A 16,663-nucleotide genomic window follows, 5' to 3' on the forward strand; every position below is an offset into this window, starting at 1 on the left:
ATCCTTTTTCCTGGTCTTCGGGTAAAACAATATTTAAAATCAGGGCAATCAGACCCGTCACCACTTATAACACCTTTCGCGATTTTATAATTCCCACCTTCTATCCTCATGGCCTTGCCTTTGATAATAGCTTCCGCAATTTTGCTTCTGGCACTCATGAGAACCCATTAATTATACTATAAACAGGGTTCTATACATATGACCACCTAATGCCCCATACCTTATCTAGATAACAGTTACATGCTCTTGCTGTTGCAGCGCTTTTACCAGATAATTAATGATGGCATTTTGTAAAGCACCCGCTCCCAGATTGGAACAGTGGGCCTTTTCCTCGGGAAGCCCCCCCAGGTACTCCAGTATATCTGCATCGCAAATTTCCGCGGCCTCATCTATGGATTTGCCTTTCGCCAGTTCGGTCATGGCACTGCCACAGGCAATGGCCGCCGGACATCCGGCTATCTGAAAGCGTATATCACTAATATGATCATCAGTTACCTTAATATAGACTTTTATATAATCTCCACATCCTGGATCTCCCAATACGCCGATGCCATCGGCATCTTCCAAAACTCCCAGGTTACGCGGATTAGTAAAGTGGTCTAATATCTTCTCGGTATACATATAAAAACCTCCCTCTCTAAGTAAAAGGTACTCTCTATCTATGAGAGCACCTTCTAACTATATGCCTATACGATTGGCTTCTAAAACTGAACAAGTAAAAGGTCGGTCTTTAAGAACTCCTCACTGTTAAATTCTTCTATCCTGCCTTCATCACCCAAGGTACTGAGGGAGGATTGCAAGGGCAGGACACACAGCAAAGGTATTTTAAACTCCTGACATATGAGGTTGGCTTTGATAACTTTTCTTACCACCATGACATGCATCCTGTCCACATTTCTCTTCGTTACAGCCACGGGTATTACTGTTACATTGGGCCATGATTAACCACCTCTTATCTTATCATTTCTTGACACTACGTTCGAAAGGCCAGCTCACTATGCCGCCATCCATAAACTTGATATTGGTAAATCCCTTTTCTTCTAATATCCTTTGCGCCTCATATCCCCGCAGGCTAACTTTACAGAATATGATAATTTCCTTATCGCGAGGAAGTTGGTCATACTTTTCTCTTAACACACCCAGGGGTATATAGACTACGTTTTTATAAGGTAAAGACATCTCTTCTACTTCTTTAGGGCTTCTCACATCCAATAAGATAAAGTCTTCATTATTCTCTAACTTTTTCTTTACATCCAATACGGAAATGGATTTGGCAATACCATCAATCTTGTTTTGTATAATATTGGCCGCCGTGATTAAGTTATCCATAGCAGGCGCAAAAGGTGGAGCATAAGCAAGATCCATCTTGGCCATTTCTTTGGCCGTTATTCCATAATAAAGTCCCAAACTTAACATATTCAACCTTTTGGCCACATCACCAGGTCCGATAACCTGTGCGCCAATAATTTTTCCATCTTTTTTGTTTCCGACCAGTTTAATAAAAATAGTTTTTGCTGTTGGATAAAAATGGGCTTTATCAGGCCCAGGTGCAAGTACTGTGACCACATCATAATGTAGTTCCCGCGCCCTCTCTTCAGTAAGCCCTACACTACCCGCGTTAAAATCAAAAACCCTGCAAATAGTTGTTCCCAATACACCTGGAAATTCTTCCGGAGTCCCGGCAATATTATTGGCAATTATCCTTCCATGGATATTGGCCAGATCGCCCAAAGGGGTATAGACTCGTTTCTTTAAAATTAAATGATAATTATCTACACAATCGCCACCGGCATAGATATCCGGGTCTGTTGTTTGCAGGTATTCGTTTACTTTGATGGCGTCATTGTCTGTTATTTCCAAACCTGCTTCCTGAGCAAGTTTACTGTTGGGTCTTACACCAATGGAGACCAGGGCCAGTTGGGCTTCTATGGTCCCCTGTTCTGTCACAACTGCCTTCAGGTTCCCCTGGTCGTCACCTTCGAAACTTAAAACCTTATTATTGACGGAAATATCGACCCCGTTAACTCTCATGTCATGCATTAAGAGACTGGCCATTTCGATATCCAGCATTTTGGGTAAGACACGATCCAGCATCTCCACAATAACGACTTTGATGCCCAGTTTTGTTAAGGATTCGGCTACTTCTAAACCTATTAACCCCCCGCCTACAATAACCGCATTTTTAATTTTACCAGTGCCTACAGCTTTTTTAATTCCTTCGGCATCATAGGGATGATTCAGTTTATACACATTGTTTAAGTTTTTCCCGGGAATGGGCGGGTCCACGGGTGTGCCCCCAACAGCTAATACCAGCTTGTCATAAGAGATCTCCTGGACCTCACCAGTTTCCAGTCTCACTACCTCAACTTTTTTCTCTGTACGGTTGATTTTCTGGGCCAGGGTTCTATCCATAATCTCGATATTTTTTACTTTCTTAAAGAACTGGACGTCACGGGGAACACCTACGGGCGTACTCCACAGTTCCTTGATATCATGCACTTCGTCGGAAATGTAATATGGCATACCACAACCGCCATAGGAGAGAATTTCTCCCTTTTCAATAATGGTAATTTCCGCATCCAGGTCTAAGCGGCGCAATCTCGCTGCAACCTTAGGTCCACATGCAACCCCGCCAATAATCACATACTTGTTGGTCATAAAAGCCCCCCTCTGCTAATATTTACAATCTGTATTCGTTTATATTATAAACATTTGTTAAATTTAATTCATCTCTATACTAAACCTATTTTGAGCATACGTCAACAATAATTACATGTCCACTTCTCCACTGCACCCGTTAATGACTGCGTGAGCCTCTCCCGCCTACGCTTCGCTTAGAGGCGGGAGTCCTCCGGGCGGATTATGATATCAAAAAAACTGCCGGTAACCGGCATTGAGGGAAAAAGATTAAAAGTTGAGATTGATCACTCTGATATTACTATCCCAGTTAACTTGTACCCCCAGGGCTTCGCCAATAAAGCGCAGGGGCACCATGGTCCTGTTGGCAATAATTTGGGGCGGGACATCCAGGACTACATTTTGTCCGTTTATTTGTGCATTGGTGCTCCCAATCTTCAGGGTAATTGTTTTAGAGGCTGTCCTGGCTGTTACGGTTTGGGAAGCTTCATCCCAGGATACAAGAGCCCCCAGAGTACTGAAAATGCCCCGCAGCGGTACTAAAGTACGTCCTCCGGCAATTACCGGTTCGACATCATAAATAAGGGGCAGTCCTTCCAGGTAAAGGGTTACCGGTTCCCGGTCGGCATCATAACTGGGGGGAATCTGGCTTTTGGTTAAGGTGATGGTGAAGTATCCTTCCAATTTACCATTATAGTAACTGTAATAAACCCGGTAACTTTCTGCCTCGCTTTCCTCTGCATAACGCAGTTCATTTAATCCCGTCAACCTGCTGTAATCAACGGTAGGAACCCCATTATAGAGATATGTATAAGTGGGATCAGCCGGTATCCAGCCATAACCAGGCAGGTAGTATTCCACCCACATATGACCCGGAAGCTTCTGACCGCTTTCGTCGGCAATAGTCACCTGGGGTTGGCTTATAGTTCCCATCCACCCGGCCACAGTGCGGCTTGGTACCCCTACAGCCCGCAGAAGGGCTACCATTAAATCAGAGTAATCCTCACAGACCCCGATCCCTGTTTGCAATGCGGAGAGAGCCCCCTTATTGGCAGGATCTGTGGGTTTATCGGCATAATGCATATGGCTGTTCAAAAAAGCAAAAATCTTTTTGGCTTTAAGAAAAGGATTGGTTTCCCCTCCGGTTATCTCCTTGGCTTTCTTGATGATTAGGGGATTATCGCTCTCGATGCCCGGTGCCGGCTTCAAATAAGGAATCAATGCCGGCTCCAGGGGCTTATAACTTTCTATTTTCCCAGGATCAATGGTAAAACTAATCTTACCCACGCGGTAAACTTGCTGGATACTTAAGCTTTTTTTTTCACCTGGCTTAATAGCCGCAATATTAAACTTACCGGTGCGATTGCCTTTCAGGTCTGTAGTGATTTCCAGGGGCTCTTGTGAGTATTTGGTGGCTATCAAATGGGAATAGGGCATGTTTTTCGTTAAATAGACATTGGGTAATGTTATGGCAAGATTAATATCCCGGGCAGTCGATGTGCCCACGTTTTTAAAGTAATAAGTAGTGGTCACCTGGTAATAGGTTTGATCTTTTATGCTATAGGATAATTCTGCTGCCTGTACATGAAGAGAGATGAAAAGTAAAAAGATTAGAATGATTATTGTTGCTCTTTTTTTCATGCTGTCCTCCACTTAACTCAGCTAAAACTAGGTGCTTAGGGAATGTTTATTAAAATTCTCCCGCAGTTGTCGCAGCGCTGTAAAGTTTTACCCTCTTTGATGCGCAGGACTAAAACCGAGGGGATACTGATGTGGCAGCCTGAACAAGTCCCCCCTTTGATTTTTGCCACGGCATTCCTGGGAAAACGCCTTTCCGTTTCCGTATAAAGCCGTAATGTCTCAGGACTTAATTGCTCCTCGATTTCCTCCCTCTTTAGTTTTAGTTCGGCAAGTTTAAAATCCAGCTGGCTTACGGCTTTCTTATACTCCTTCACACCCTCGTTATATTCTTTCTTCAGGGATTTAATAATTTCCTTCACCTGCTCTTGTTTCTTCTTGAGGTTTTCTATCTCATTCAGTACCTCCATGTAACGGTTTTCACTCTTATTCACTTCTTCTTCCATTTTGATCAGAGATTGCTGTAAACTTAATAATTCTTTTAAAGACCCGCCTTTGGCCTGGTACAACTTATCCTTACTTCCCTGGGCCTGTTTGGTGATCCTCGCTACTTCTGTATCAAGCTTGGTAGCCTTAGCCTCTGCCCCGGCAAGGAGGTTACCCAGTTTGCTGCTTTCTTCTTCCGCTCTTTTAATGCTGTCCTGCAGTTGTTTTAAGCGAACCACCAGAGACTTTAATCCTTCTTTTTTCTGCAGGACATACTCTTCCTGGGCGATTGCTTGCAAATCCCATATTAATCTTGCTTGTTCCATACTACCTCTCCTCTCTTGATGATCTTAAAAAAAATAAAAGGACAGGAAATAACTTCCCATCCTATAAATAACGAAAAGGATCTGTATTGATCCGGGAAACAAAAACCTGTACATCCTCCTTAGCCAGCTGCTGGCGGAGGAAATCGGCCAATACATCAACAACAGGCTGTTCTGTGGCAAAATGGCCGCCGTCCACCAGTGCCAGGTCCTGAGAAAGAGCTTCCTGGGCCTCATGGTACTTGATATCTCCAGTTAACAAAACCTGGACACCGGCAAAAACGGCCTGGGCAATAAAAGAAGCGCCGCTTCCCCCGCATAAGGCAATTTTACGGACGGTTTTATGCAAATCGCCGCAATAACGGACATGAGATATCCCCAGGGATTCTTTCACGAGTTCAATAAAATCTGCTAGGGATAAGGGTGCAGCCAAATAACCCACTCTCCCCAAACCTGCCTGCTTACCGGGGTTGGCCAGGGGATAGATGTCATAAGCCACTTCTTCATAGGGATGTGCTTTGAGCATAGCTTTCACGACTTTAGAAAGAATTTCTTCCGGAACAATGGTCTCCAGGCGAATTTCCTCAACATATTCCAGTTTACCCTGCTCACCGATAAAAGGATTGGTGCCGGACAAGGGCCGGAAAGTCCCCGTGCCTTTTAACTGGAATGTACAGTCGGAGTAATTACCGATCCACCCTCCTCCTGCCACAGAAATGGCCTCACGAACCTTTTCCACGTAATCCAGGGGCACGAATACCACCAGTTTAAAGAGTTTCTGCTGCCAGCCGGAGGAGAGTATTGTTACATCCTGGAGCTTGAGTTTTTGGGCCAAAACATCATTTACACCACCCCAGGTCGAATCCAGGTTGGTATGAGCAGTATAGAGAACCAGCCGGTTTTCCACAATCCTGGCAATAAGGCGGCCCAAAGGCAAATCAGTCCTGATGTTTTTAAGGGGTTTGAAAAGGGGCGTATGGTGCACAACAAGCATGTCTGCGCCCAGGCTGAGGGCTTCATCAAGGACTTCTAGGTTCAAATCCAGGGAGACAAAAATCTTCCTTACCTCCTGGGCCGGGTCGCCTATCTGCAGGCCGATATTATCCCAGTCCTCGGCCAAGTATTTGGGTGCAAATTTTTCAATTAACTGTGCTACTGTTTGGCAGCGAACAACCATTCCTGTAACCCCTTTGCCATGTGGATTTTTCTCGTAAATTCATTTACTTTTACTCTACTCTCTTGATTTTGAGATTTCGCCAACTGCTTGAGTATTTCCTGCATCGCTTCTATATCTTTCTGTAAAACTTCCTGCAGTAAAGGGTGTCTCATCTTGATTAAGAGAGGCCCATAATGAATTTCTTCTTCCGTGAGGGCCGTTCTTTCCCCTTTTTCCGCAGCAATTACCACAAAAAGTCTTTTATCTTCGTAAATAATATCCTCTCCGGTAATCACCCAGTTATGCTCCGACAGCCACCTGCGAACTACGTCAGCTCCGTTCATGGGCTGGAAAATCATTTTTTTCAGTTTTTCCACTACTTGAGGAGAATTCTCTAAAATGTCCCTGCCGGTACTTCCTCCCATCCCGGCAATAATCACCACATCTACCTCACCCGGCATAAGCGCTGTCAGCCCGTCGCCCCGCCGTATTTCTACCTGTTCCGCCACATTGTAGGCCCTCACGGTACGGCAGGCCGCCTGGTATGGTCCTTCATGAACATCCACGCCTATGACAAAGGAAGCAATCCCTTCTTTCACCAAATAACAGGGGAGAAAAGCATGGTCCGTACCGATATCTGCCACCCTGGAACCCTGCGGCACCAAACGGGCCAGGGCCAGTAAACGCTGGGATAAATTGAGCACGTTATTACCTCTTTCTTTCAATGAAGTAGTACACCACTACCCTGAAAGTAATCCTCAGAATAAGGAATTTGCCATAAAAGTTCCATATTGGAGCATAGCGAAACAGACTTTGCGAAGTGAGGATGAAAAATCAGAGGGGCATTCATATGGTCAGACCCCACCCTCAACATTCCATAAATGGAATGTTGAGGGTGGTCTGATTTCGACGACACAGGATGTGCCTAATGCCGCCAGTGGCCGGATGCCATAACTGGCGGCGAACCTTAGTTTTTCTTTAGTCTGTTCTATGCGGAGATTCTGGAACGAGGTGGAAAATTCTTTCTCTATCTTCTGGGCGATAGTTCCCAGGTAAAAGTCCATTAATCATCCTGGCAGATGATATCTCCGGGACGGGAAACGCTGCCCCGGGGTAAAAAATTTTTTTTGCAGTTCCCGGTCCTTTTGTAGTATATCACTATATTTGCGGATAATTTCTACCAGGTGATGACTGGCTGGGAAACCCTGGGCATAATCTATGGTCGGGGCAAATAAATATGCCAAACTCTTGGTGGCGAATCGCTCATAAATTTCCTGCCAGGCGTGGACACAACCGGGTACAGAAAGAAGACATCCCCGCCCATGCCGCAAGCATAGGGCTACACCACATTGAGAACGACATTAACCGTAATGGCAGCTTCCATGGCATTAAACCATACCAAGTTTACCCATGACCACAGGACGATGCATAGAGATCCCCCTCTAGTCTACCCGTTTTACCCGTTACCCGGCTTCATCATGCTTATTATATCATAAAAAAGTCTTAATTTAGGGTCACGCTTGCGTAAGTGCATAATTACTTCACCAGTTGATAAATGACAGAACATTGTCGCAAACAAAAGCAATGCGACAGTAGAACCGTCCCCGTTGTCGCGCACAAAAAGCACCATGCATGAGCATGGTGCTATGTTTTGTTTAAAGATGGTGGGCGATGACAGGATCGAACTGCCGACATCCTGCTTGTAAGGCAGGCGCTCTCCCAGCTGAGCTAATCGCCCAATTTAGTTGGTGGGCCCACCTGGGATCGAACCAGGGACCAACCGGTTATGAGCCGGTTGCTCTACCGCTGAGCTATAGGCCCGGTCAATCTCCATCGGAGACAATGATTATTGTATAATAATTTTCCGCAGCGGTCAATAGTAATTTAATCCAAATAATCTTTTAATTTGCGGCTGCGGCTGGGGTGACGAAGTTTTCTTAAGGCTTTGGCTTCTATTTGCCTGATTCTTTCCCGGGTAACGCCAAATTCCTGGCCTACTTCTTCCAGGGTGCGGGCCCGCCCGTCATCGAGACCAAAACGTAAACGGAGGACTTTTTCTTCCCGGGGAGTTAATGTCTCCAGAACTTCTTCCAACTGTTCCTTGAGGAGAATAAAGGAGGCCGCTTCGGCAGGTGCCGGTGCATCTTCATCCTCAATAAAATCGCCTAAATGACTGTCTTCTTCTTCGCCAATGGGCGTTTCCAGGGATACAGGTTCCTGGGCAATTTTTAGAATTTCCCTCACCCTTTCCACAGGAATATCCATCTCTTTGGCGATTTCCTCAGGTGATGGCTCCCGGCCTAACTCTTGCAACAATTGACGTGAAACCCTAATGAGCTTGTTGATGGTTTCCACCATATGCACAGGAATACGAATGGTCCGGGCCTGGTCAGCAATGGCTCTGGTAATGGCCTGCCTAATCCACCAGGTAGCGTAAGTACTGAACTTATAGCCTTTCCGGTAATCAAATTTTTCTACCGCTTTGATTAAGCCCAGGTTACCTTCCTGGATCAAATCTAAAAACAACATGCCCCTACCTACATAGCGCTTGGCGATACTGACCACAAGCCGCAAGTTGGCTTCAGCCAAACGACGCTTGGCTTCCTCATCTCCCTGCTCCATCCTCTTAGCTAATTCCACTTCCTCTTCAGCTGAGAGCAGGGGAACCCGGCCAATTTCCTTTAAGTACATGCGTACAGGGTCATCAATGCCAACACCCTCAGGTACGGAAAGATCAATTTCAATCTCCCCATCCTCAACTTCCGGGTGGTCATCCATAACCTCCGGCTCATGTGCATCGCCGAAAGATTCAATATCAGCAGAATCAGGCACCACATCAATACCCATGGAACCGAGGTGTTCATAAACCTCGTCTATCTGTTCAGGGGTCATTTCCACACCCTGTAGAGTATCCATTATTTCACGGTAGGTTAAAATACCGCGTTTTTTGCCTTTCTGGATAAGTTCTTTCACGCCATTAATTTTTAGTTGTTCTATGTCTTTTTCAGTTTTCAAACCCATTCCCCCCCTTCCGTAGGGTAGCTATTAATCTCTGTTTATGGATAACCAATTGTTGGATGTGAGCCATCAACTCTTGGGATTTGCTGATATCACCCTTTTGTTCACATTGAATCATAAGGTTGCTTTTTTCCTGGATTTTTCTATTAATATATTCAAGTTCTAAAATTGTAAGACAGTCTCTTAAGGCACGTTCCCAATCTTGGGGCAGTTCATCGGCCATCAGTATTTCTGCCAGGATTTCCTGGCTTTCTTTGGCTTCCAAAAAGGCCATTAAATCATTGGCCTTTATATTATGACCAGCCTGACGCATAACTAAATTCAGCTGATAAATTTCTTTTAAAGAATTATGGGTAAAAAGCTCTATCCCACCGGCTTCTTCAATTTGCGGGGTGATTTCCGGAATCTCTACTGCCAGGCGGATGAGAGTTCTCTCCGCCTTTGCGGTGGCCGAAACGGCAACGAATTTATTCTTACTCAATTTGAGGTTTCTATCCCCTGTATTTGGCCCAGCCTCTCCCTGCTGGTATTTCCTGATCTCGGCATGAATAGCTACCTCGGGAAAGCCAAGCTTATCGGCCAACAACTGGATAAAACCTTGCCTGGCTACGGGACTCTGTACCTTATGAAGGTCGGGTATGAGTCCCTGCACCACCTGGATTTTACCATTTACGGTACTAGCATCGTATTTTTCCAGCATTTTCTGCAGTTTATATTCTAAAAGGGGGAGGGCTTCCTGTATTCTTTTTAAAAATGCCTCTCTACCCTGTTTGTTAAGAAATTCATCGGGGTCTTTGCCGTCAGGTATGGTTACGACGGAAACATGACAGCCTAATTGCCGGAGAATATCGAGGCCCCGCAGGGTGGCCTCCTGTCCTGCACTGTCGGCATCAAAACAGGTGGCGGTATTATAGGTGTAACGCATCATCATTCTAGCCTGTTCAGTAGTGAGGGCTGTACCCAAAGTCGCCACAGCATTACTAATCCCGTGCTGGTGAGCAGTGATTACATCCATATAACCTTCCATAATGATGACCTGATCCTGAGTGCGGATGGGTCCCTTGGCTAGATTCAGACCATACAGAAATCTCCCTTTACTAAAAAGCGGCGTATCCGGGGAATTTAAGTACTTAGGTAAAGAATCATCCAATACCCGGCCGCCGAAGCCCACGACACGTCCTCGTTCGTCACAAATAGGAAACATCAACCTGTTACGGAAACGGTCAATGAGATTGCCATTTTGGGCTTTACTTGCCAATCCCAAAATAAGCAGTTCCTCAGGTAAAACCTTTTTATCCAATAACAAACGGGTTAGCTGGTCCCAAGCTTGTGGGGCGTAACCCAGGAGGAATTTTTCACAACTATCTTGGCTCAGTCCCCGCCTCTCCAGATAAAGCAGTGCTTCTTTACCGGCTCCTTCAAATAAGAGGCGATGGTAATATTGTGTCACAAATTCATTGATTTCATAGTAGCGCTGCTTCTTCTTTTCTTGCCTGGCTTTTTCAGGTGAAACGTCATTCTCGGGCATGGTAATCCCGCAGCGTTTGGCTAAATACAGTACAGCTTCGGGATAGCTGAGACTATTTTTTTCCATGAGGAAAGAAAAAACGTTGCCGCCTTTACCACAGCCAAAGCAATGGTAAATTTGTTTCTGGGGTGAAACCACAAAGGAAGGAGTTTTCTCCTGATGGAAAGGACATAAGCCAATAAAATTGTTGCCCTGTTTTCTTAAAGGTAAATATTCACGGATAATTTCCACAATATCTACCCGGTGCCGCAGGTCACTTATAAACTCTTCGGGAATTCGTCCTGACATGACCCGGTCACCACCCCATCATCAGTTGATATTGTTTTCGCCATATCTATTATTTTTTCCTGCTTTTTCGCAAAGTTTTAGACTGAAAGGAAACCTAGAAATGAATGAAAACAATTGTCATTTATTCGAGAAACACAAAGAAATTCCTTCTTTTTTATTAGAAAAATAGTATTAAATTGTTTTTACCTATTATTCTTGCATTACTTGTAAATTATTCCTTTAAAATTTCGCCTTCAGTAAGGAGCGGGGTAAAATCAGGTCCTTAAACACAGCAACACAGTAGTTATCAGTCATACCGGAAATGTAGTCGGCAACTCCCCGGTCTACGCCCTCCTCCCGGGCAATCTGCACGTAAAAATCAGGCATTTTCTCCGGGTTTTTCCGGTAATAGTTAAAAACAAACTCCACCACATACATGGCTTTTTCTCTTTCCAAACGGCAGAGCGGTCCTTTATAAACATGCTCAAACATAAACTTGCGGAGCCCCTGTAAGGCCCTATCCACCCTGGGCCCTAACGTTATCTTAAGTTCTCCCTTCTCAAGTTTTTTCCTGCTATGCTCGATCAAATCCAGAACCAGGGTAGCTATACGTTCACCATGGCTGTGTCCCAGGATTTCCAGGTATTCCCCGGGGAGATCTTCTTTCGTTAAAACACCTGCCCTGATGCTGTCGTCAATATCATGCTGGACATAAGCAATCTTATCTGCGTAGCGTACAACCTGACCTTCCAGGGTAGCGGGAACCTGCTCTTTGGTAGCAAACCCGCTGTGGTGTAATACGCCATCCAGTACTTCCCTGGATAAATTGAGGCCGCAGCCTCTTTTACCCTGTTCAATCCGGGTAAGTACCCGCACACTGTTTTCATTATGGCGAAAACCACCCGGCAATAACATATTAAGAACCTCTTCCCCCGTATGGGAAAAGGGAGTATGCCCTACATCATGACCCATGGCAATGGCTTCGATCAGATCCAGGTTTAAGCGGAGAGCAGCCCCCACGGTTTTAGAAATCTGATTCACTTCCAGGGTATGGGTTAAACGGGTGCGATAATGGTCATTCTCGGGAGAGATATAGACTTGCGTCTTATGTTTTAAACGCCGGAAGGATTTTGAATGAATAATACGGTCGCGGTCCCTCATATAACAGGTACGCAAAGGATCAGGTTCTTCGTCAATGACCCGGCCGCGGCTGTCACGGGAGCGCATGGCGTAGGAAGCAAGGGTCAATTCTTCCAGCTGCTCTATTTCGTCGCGTATGGACATAAAGCCTCCACCACAAAATAATCTTATTTCTTAATTACACTAAAGTCCCCCAAAATCCTTCTTTTTAGTAAAGCATCCACAACTCAAAATCCCCCGGAAAGCGGGATGGGAGAAAAATGTGTTAGGCCCCACTTAACAGTGGGGCCTAACTTCTAGCCATGTTTGATTTTAGCCTGGGCTGCAGCCAGGCGGGCGATGGGCACACGGAAAGGAGAACAGCTTACATAATCCAGGTTCAACAGGTGGCAGAATTCAATGGAACTGGGTTCCCCCCCGTGCTCACCGCAGATACCCACCTTGAATCCTGGCTTTTTCTCCCGGCCTCCTTTAACGGCCAACTCCATTAATTTTCCTACACCTTCCCGGTCCAGGACAATAAAGGGATTGCTGGTAAGAATCTTTTTCTCCAGGTAATGGTTCATAAACTTCCCTTCGGCGTCATCACGGCTGAAGCCAAGGGTTGTCTGCGTTAAGTCATTGGTACCGAAGGCAAAAAAGTCAGCGACTTCCGCAATTTCTCCCGCTGTAAGACAAGCCCTGGGCAGTTCAATCATAGTCCCTACTGTATATTCAAACTTCAGCCCTGTTTCTTTCATAACTTCTTGGGCTACCTCTTCCACATCACGGCGTAAGATAGCCAGCTCGTTCTTGTCAATCACCAGGGGTATTTCCACTTCGGGAATGACCTTGAAGCCCTCCCGGGTCAGGCGGACAACAGCCTGGAAAATGGCCCGGGCCTGCATCCGGTAAATCTCGGGATAGCTAATACCCAGACGGCAGCCCCGGTGACCCAACATGGGGTTAAATTCGTGGAGGGTTCTCGCTTTTCGTAAAATATTCTCCAACTTAGACAACTCTTCCGGGTCTCCGTTGTTCATTTTAAGCTGGGTTATTTCTACCACCAGTTCCTCTATATTAGGCAGGAACTCATGGAGGGGAGGATCCAGGAGACGGATGGTGACGGGATAGCCGCTCATTACTTTGAGTATCCCGTAAAAGTCCTCTTCCTGCATGGGTAGGAGCTTTTCTAAAGCTTTTTCCCTTTCGGGGTAAGTTTCGGCCATAATCATTTCCTGGACGATAGGAATCCGGTCCGGTGCCATAAACATATGCTCCGTACGGCAGAGACCGATGCCTTTAGCCCCAAATTCCCTGGCCTTGGCGGCATCCTGGGGATTATCGGCATTGGCTCTTACCCCAAGTACGCGTATCTCATCGGCCCAGGTCAGGAGTTTTTGAAATTCCCCGCTCAACTCGGGGTCTATGAGCTTAACCTCACCCAACATAACGGCGCCCGTACTGCCATCCAGGGAGATAATATCGTGTTCTTTAATGACTATATCATCGACACGGGCTGTTTTACCTTCGTAATCAATTTTCAGGCTTTCACAGCCACAGACACAGCATTTGCCCATACCCCGGGCTACAACGGCCGCGTGGCTGGTCATGCCGCCGCGGCTGGTGAGAATACCCTGCGCCATGACAATCCCGTGAATATCATCGGGGGTTGTTTCCGTACGTACCAGTATGACCTTTTTCCCTTCTTTACCCAGGGCTTCCGCTTTGTCGGCATCAAAGACCACCTGGCCTGACGCTGCCCCGGGGGAAGCGGGGAGCCCTTTGGCAATCACATTTAATTTAGCGCTTGTGTCTATACGTCTGTGCAGGAGTTGATCTAACGATGCGGGATCGATCCTGCTTATGGCTTCTTCCCTGGTGATAAGGCCTTCTTCCACCATATCCACAGCAATCTTAATGGCGGCATGAGCCGTTCTTTTACCGTTACGGGTCTGGAGCATATATAGTTTACCCCGCTCAATGGTAAATTCAATATCCTGCATATCCCGGTAATGGTTTTCCAGAAGCCTGCAGATGTTTACAAACTGTTCATAAACCTGGGGCAGGTCTTCCTCTAATTTTTGAATGGGCTGGGGAGTACGGATACCGGCCACTACATCCTCACCCTGGGCATTAATCAAGTATTCGCCATAGAGGACCCTCTCACCGTTAGAGGGGTTCCTGGTAAAGGCCACACCCGTACCGGAATCATTACCCATATTGCCAAAGACCATAGATTGAACATTGACCGCCGTGCCTAAATCGGCAGGTATTTTGTTGATGCGGCGGTAAACCTCAGCCCGTGGATTATGCCAGGAATTAAAGACGGCACGGACAGCCATTAAAAGCTGGGTCTTGGGGTCACCGGGGAATTCCTGGCCCACCGCCCGTTTTACGATGGTCTTGTATTCTTTAATTAATTGGGCCAGGGCTTCAGGTGTTAAATCCTGGTCCTGCTCCACGCCAAGCTCGTGCTTCTTTTTCTCCAAAGCCGTTTCAAACTGGAAGTGTTCTACGCCCAGGACCACATCGGAAAACATCTGGATGAAACGGCGATAGCAATCCAGGGCAAAACGCCGGTTCTGGGTGGACTGGGCCAATCCTTCCACTGTTTCATCGTTGAGACCCAAATTGAGAATGGTATCCATCATACCCGGCATGGAGACAACGGCTCCTGACCGTACCGATACAAGCAAGGGGTTTTGAGGATCGCCGAAAATTTTTCCTGTCTTTTCTTCTATGGCCTTCAGCTTTTGCCATAAAAGCTCCTCCATACCCTCGGGAAATTCCCGGTTCTTCCGGAAATACTCGTTACATGCTTCCGTAGTAATGGTCAGGCCGGGCGGTACAGGAAGACCGATGTTGGTCATCTCGGCCAGGTTTGCTCCTTTACCCCCCAGCAGTGACTTCATGCCTGCTTTACCTTCCTCAAAGAGATAGACATAGACCTTATTTTTCATTTCGATCACCCCGGTAATAGATTTGCAAAATTTTGCTGGCTGTTTCTTCTACGGCTTTATTGGATACGTCGATGACAGGGCAGCCCAGTTTTTTCATAATATTTTCCGCATAGTCAAGTTCATGTAAAATTCGTTCCATGCTGGCGTAATCTGCATTGGAAGCCAGGCCTAAAGCTTTTAGGCGTTCCTGGCGGATGGGGTTAAGAATTTCCGGTTTAATGGTGAGCCCGATCACTTTTCGCGGTGGAAGTTTAAAGAGTTCCTCCGGGGGGGCTACCTCAGGAACAAGAGGAATGTTTGCGGCTTTCAGCCGCTTATGGGCCAGGTACATGCATAAGGGTGTCTTGGAAGTACGGGATATGCCAATAAGCACAACGTCGGCATACAATACGCCCCGGGGATCCTTACCGTCATCATATTTAACGGCAAACTCAATAGCCTCAACTTTACGGAAATATTCATCATCTAATTTATGCAATAACCCCGGTTCTAACCGTGGTGTAGTCTTACTAACCTTTCCCAGGGCCTCTAGCATAGGACCTATGACATCGACCACAATTAGCCCCTTCTCCTGGGCAATTTCCGCTAGCCGCTGGCGTAAAGCGGGTACCACTAAAGTATAAGCCACCACTGCCTTATATTCACTGGCTTCCGAGAGTACCTGTTCTAAATGTTCCTCGTCTGATACGTAAGGAATTCTTCTTATCTCAATTTCCCCGGAATTAAACTGGCTGGCTGCGGCTTTGGCTACAAACTCGGCTGTTTCACCGATGGAATCTGAAATCACATAGACGACTGGAATAGCTATGGTCTTTCCCCCCTCTGAATTAATTTGTCTGCACCTAATTCGACAAATGCTTTCGTTATGGTAGTTTTCGTAACTCGGCCGATAACCTCTAATCTTTCACGTCCCTCAACCGTGACTGGACGTACTACAGGGAGGGAATCAATTTCGTGGTTGATGAGTTTTTGCGCGGCCGCCAACAGAGATTCTTCGGGTGTAGTGCTGATAATGTTGGGCATCCGTGTCATGACTACTGTTATGGGTATCTTATGAATATCCACCTGACCTAATGCTATCTTTAATAAATCCTTGCGTGAGACTACGCCTTCTAAAATCCCACCCTCACTAACGATGTAAATAGTGCCCACGTCCTGAACGAACAAGGCTACAATCACATCGTAAACAGACGATTTATCACTTACTACGGCCGGAATCGCCTTAAAATCTTTCACCTTCAGTTTCTTTATTTCCTCCGAGAGCTTGGAGGAAAGACTCTTACCCGTATAATAATAGCCCACCTTGGGCCGGGCTTCCAGTAAGCCGGATTTGGTGAGGAGAGCCAGGTCAGGGCGCAGCGTAGCTCTGGTAAGCCCGATGAGATCGGCTATTTCCTCTCCCGTGATGGGCCCCTGGTCCTGTACTATCTTGATGATCAGTTCCTGGCGCTCAGTCAGTTGAATGGTTATCACCTCTCTTTCAATTATCAGCCACAATATTTATTTATGTCATACTATTTATCAATGTTACACTTATAATGATATACTATAGGCATAATCAAAAATCCTGCTTATGTTATAATTTTTT

15 protein-coding genes and 2 tRNA genes are annotated in these 16,663 nt (G+C 46.0%); all 17 read right to left on the reverse strand.

What is annotated here, in order from left to right; translation table 11 throughout:
• Positions 1–225: 225 nt before the first annotated feature.
• Positions 226–621, reverse strand: coding sequence for an iron-sulfur cluster assembly scaffold protein (locus BR63_RS07120; RefSeq protein WP_034422307.1), 396 nt, complete (start codon positions 619–621; stop codon positions 226–228).
• 80 nt (positions 622–701) lie between these two features.
• Positions 702–875: a hypothetical protein gene (locus tag BR63_RS07125; RefSeq protein WP_161781878.1), complete on the reverse strand. Its 174-nt coding sequence runs from the start codon at positions 873–875 to the stop codon at positions 702–704.
• An 85-nt stretch (positions 876–960) separates the two neighbouring features.
• The gene (locus BR63_RS07130; protein WP_034422306.1) at positions 961–2,658 is read right to left on the reverse strand and encodes an FAD-dependent oxidoreductase; all 1,698 of its coding nucleotides are present in this window, start codon (positions 2,656–2,658) and stop codon (positions 961–963) included.
• A gap of 249 nt (positions 2,659–2,907) precedes the next feature.
• The gene (locus BR63_RS19490) at positions 2,908–4,278 is read right to left on the reverse strand and encodes a stalk domain-containing protein (RefSeq protein WP_081908152.1); all 1,371 of its coding nucleotides are present in this window, start codon (positions 4,276–4,278) and stop codon (positions 2,908–2,910) included.
• A gap of 35 nt (positions 4,279–4,313) precedes the next feature.
• Positions 4,314–5,027 (reverse strand): zinc ribbon domain-containing protein, encoded by a 714-nt coding sequence (locus tag BR63_RS07140; protein ID WP_034422304.1) that lies wholly within the window; start codon positions 5,025–5,027, stop codon positions 4,314–4,316.
• Between the two features lie 61 nt (positions 5,028–5,088).
• The gene (locus BR63_RS07145) at positions 5,089–6,201 is read right to left on the reverse strand and encodes a Nif3-like dinuclear metal center hexameric protein (RefSeq protein ID WP_034422302.1); all 1,113 of its coding nucleotides are present in this window, start codon (positions 6,199–6,201) and stop codon (positions 5,089–5,091) included.
• Positions 6,177–6,884, reverse strand: a complete 708-nt coding sequence (locus BR63_RS07150) for a tRNA (adenine(22)-N(1))-methyltransferase (RefSeq protein WP_034422300.1) — start codon at positions 6,882–6,884, stop codon at positions 6,177–6,179. Before BR63_RS07150 ends, BR63_RS07145 begins: the two co-directional genes overlap by 25 nt.
• A 150-nt stretch (positions 6,885–7,034) precedes the next feature.
• Entirely contained in the window at positions 7,035–7,244 is a 210-nt protein-coding gene (locus BR63_RS07155; RefSeq protein WP_034422298.1) for a hypothetical protein, read from the reverse strand.
• Between the two features lie 3 nt (positions 7,245–7,247).
• Positions 7,248–7,511 (reverse strand): gamma-glutamyltransferase, encoded by a 264-nt coding sequence (locus tag BR63_RS07160; RefSeq protein WP_034422297.1) that lies wholly within the window; start codon positions 7,509–7,511, stop codon positions 7,248–7,250.
• 331 nt (positions 7,512–7,842) lie between these two features.
• Positions 7,843–7,918, reverse strand: a tRNA-Val gene (locus BR63_RS07165).
• Between the two features lie 8 nt (positions 7,919–7,926).
• Positions 7,927–8,001, reverse strand: a tRNA-Ile gene (locus tag BR63_RS07170).
• A 63-nt stretch (positions 8,002–8,064) separates the two neighbouring features.
• Complete coding sequence (gene rpoD / locus BR63_RS07175; RefSeq protein ID WP_243270078.1) at positions 8,065–9,195, reverse strand: RNA polymerase sigma factor RpoD; 1,131 nt, start codon at positions 9,193–9,195, stop codon at positions 8,065–8,067.
• The gene (dnaG, locus tag BR63_RS07180; protein WP_051965747.1) at positions 9,185–11,014 is read right to left on the reverse strand and encodes a DNA primase; all 1,830 of its coding nucleotides are present in this window, start codon (positions 11,012–11,014) and stop codon (positions 9,185–9,187) included. The genes rpoD and dnaG overlap by 11 nt, the downstream gene beginning before the upstream one ends.
• Before the next feature lie 219 nt (positions 11,015–11,233).
• Positions 11,234–12,277 (reverse strand): deoxyguanosinetriphosphate triphosphohydrolase, encoded by a 1,044-nt coding sequence (locus tag BR63_RS07185; RefSeq protein ID WP_034422292.1) that lies wholly within the window; start codon positions 12,275–12,277, stop codon positions 11,234–11,236.
• A gap of 152 nt (positions 12,278–12,429) precedes the next feature.
• Positions 12,430–15,075 (reverse strand): pyruvate, phosphate dikinase, encoded by a 2,646-nt coding sequence (gene ppdK / locus BR63_RS07190; RefSeq protein WP_034422291.1) that lies wholly within the window; start codon positions 15,073–15,075, stop codon positions 12,430–12,432.
• Positions 15,065–15,922 (reverse strand): pyruvate, water dikinase regulatory protein, encoded by an 858-nt coding sequence (locus BR63_RS07195; protein WP_051965745.1) that lies wholly within the window; start codon positions 15,920–15,922, stop codon positions 15,065–15,067. The genes ppdK and BR63_RS07195 overlap by 11 nt, the downstream gene beginning before the upstream one ends.
• A complete protein-coding gene (gene ccpN, locus BR63_RS07200; protein WP_276568980.1) occupies positions 15,880–16,539 on the reverse strand; it encodes a transcriptional regulator CcpN in 660 nt (219 codons plus the stop codon). The genes BR63_RS07195 and ccpN overlap by 43 nt, the downstream gene beginning before the upstream one ends.
• Positions 16,540–16,663: the final 124 nt, after the last annotated feature.

Source organism: Thermanaerosceptrum fracticalcis (assembly GCF_000746025.2).
Lineage (GTDB): Bacteria > Bacillota > Peptococcia > DRI-13 > DRI-13 > Thermanaerosceptrum > Thermanaerosceptrum fracticalcis.

Excerpts from the sequence above, each read along its gene's own strand:
- BR63_RS07120 (WP_034422307.1), bottom strand. The coding sequence starts at position 621 with ATGTATACCGAGAAGATATTAGACCACTTTACTAATCCGCGTAACCTG.
- BR63_RS07140 (WP_034422304.1), bottom strand. The coding sequence starts at position 5,027 with ATGGAACAAGCAAGATTAATATGGGATTTGCAAGCAATCGCCCAGGAA.
- BR63_RS07155 (WP_034422298.1), bottom strand. The coding sequence starts at position 7,244 with ATGGACTTTTACCTGGGAACTATCGCCCAGAAGATAGAGAAAGAATTT.
- BR63_RS07185 (WP_034422292.1), bottom strand. The coding sequence starts at position 12,277 with ATGTCCATACGCGACGAAATAGAGCAGCTGGAAGAATTGACCCTTGCT.
- BR63_RS19490 (WP_081908152.1), bottom strand. The coding sequence starts at position 4,278 with ATGAAAAAAAGAGCAACAATAATCATTCTAATCTTTTTACTTTTCATC.
- BR63_RS07125 (WP_161781878.1), bottom strand. The coding sequence starts at position 875 with ATGGTGGTAAGAAAAGTTATCAAAGCCAACCTCATATGTCAGGAGTTT.
- dnaG (WP_051965747.1), bottom strand. The coding sequence starts at position 11,014 with ATGTCAGGACGAATTCCCGAAGAGTTTATAAGTGACCTGCGGCACCGG.
- BR63_RS07145 (WP_034422302.1), bottom strand. The coding sequence starts at position 6,201 with ATGGTTGTTCGCTGCCAAACAGTAGCACAGTTAATTGAAAAATTTGCA.
- ppdK (WP_034422291.1), bottom strand. The coding sequence starts at position 15,075 with ATGAAAAATAAGGTCTATGTCTATCTCTTTGAGGAAGGTAAAGCAGGC.
- BR63_RS07130 (WP_034422306.1), bottom strand. The coding sequence starts at position 2,658 with ATGACCAACAAGTATGTGATTATTGGCGGGGTTGCATGTGGACCTAAG.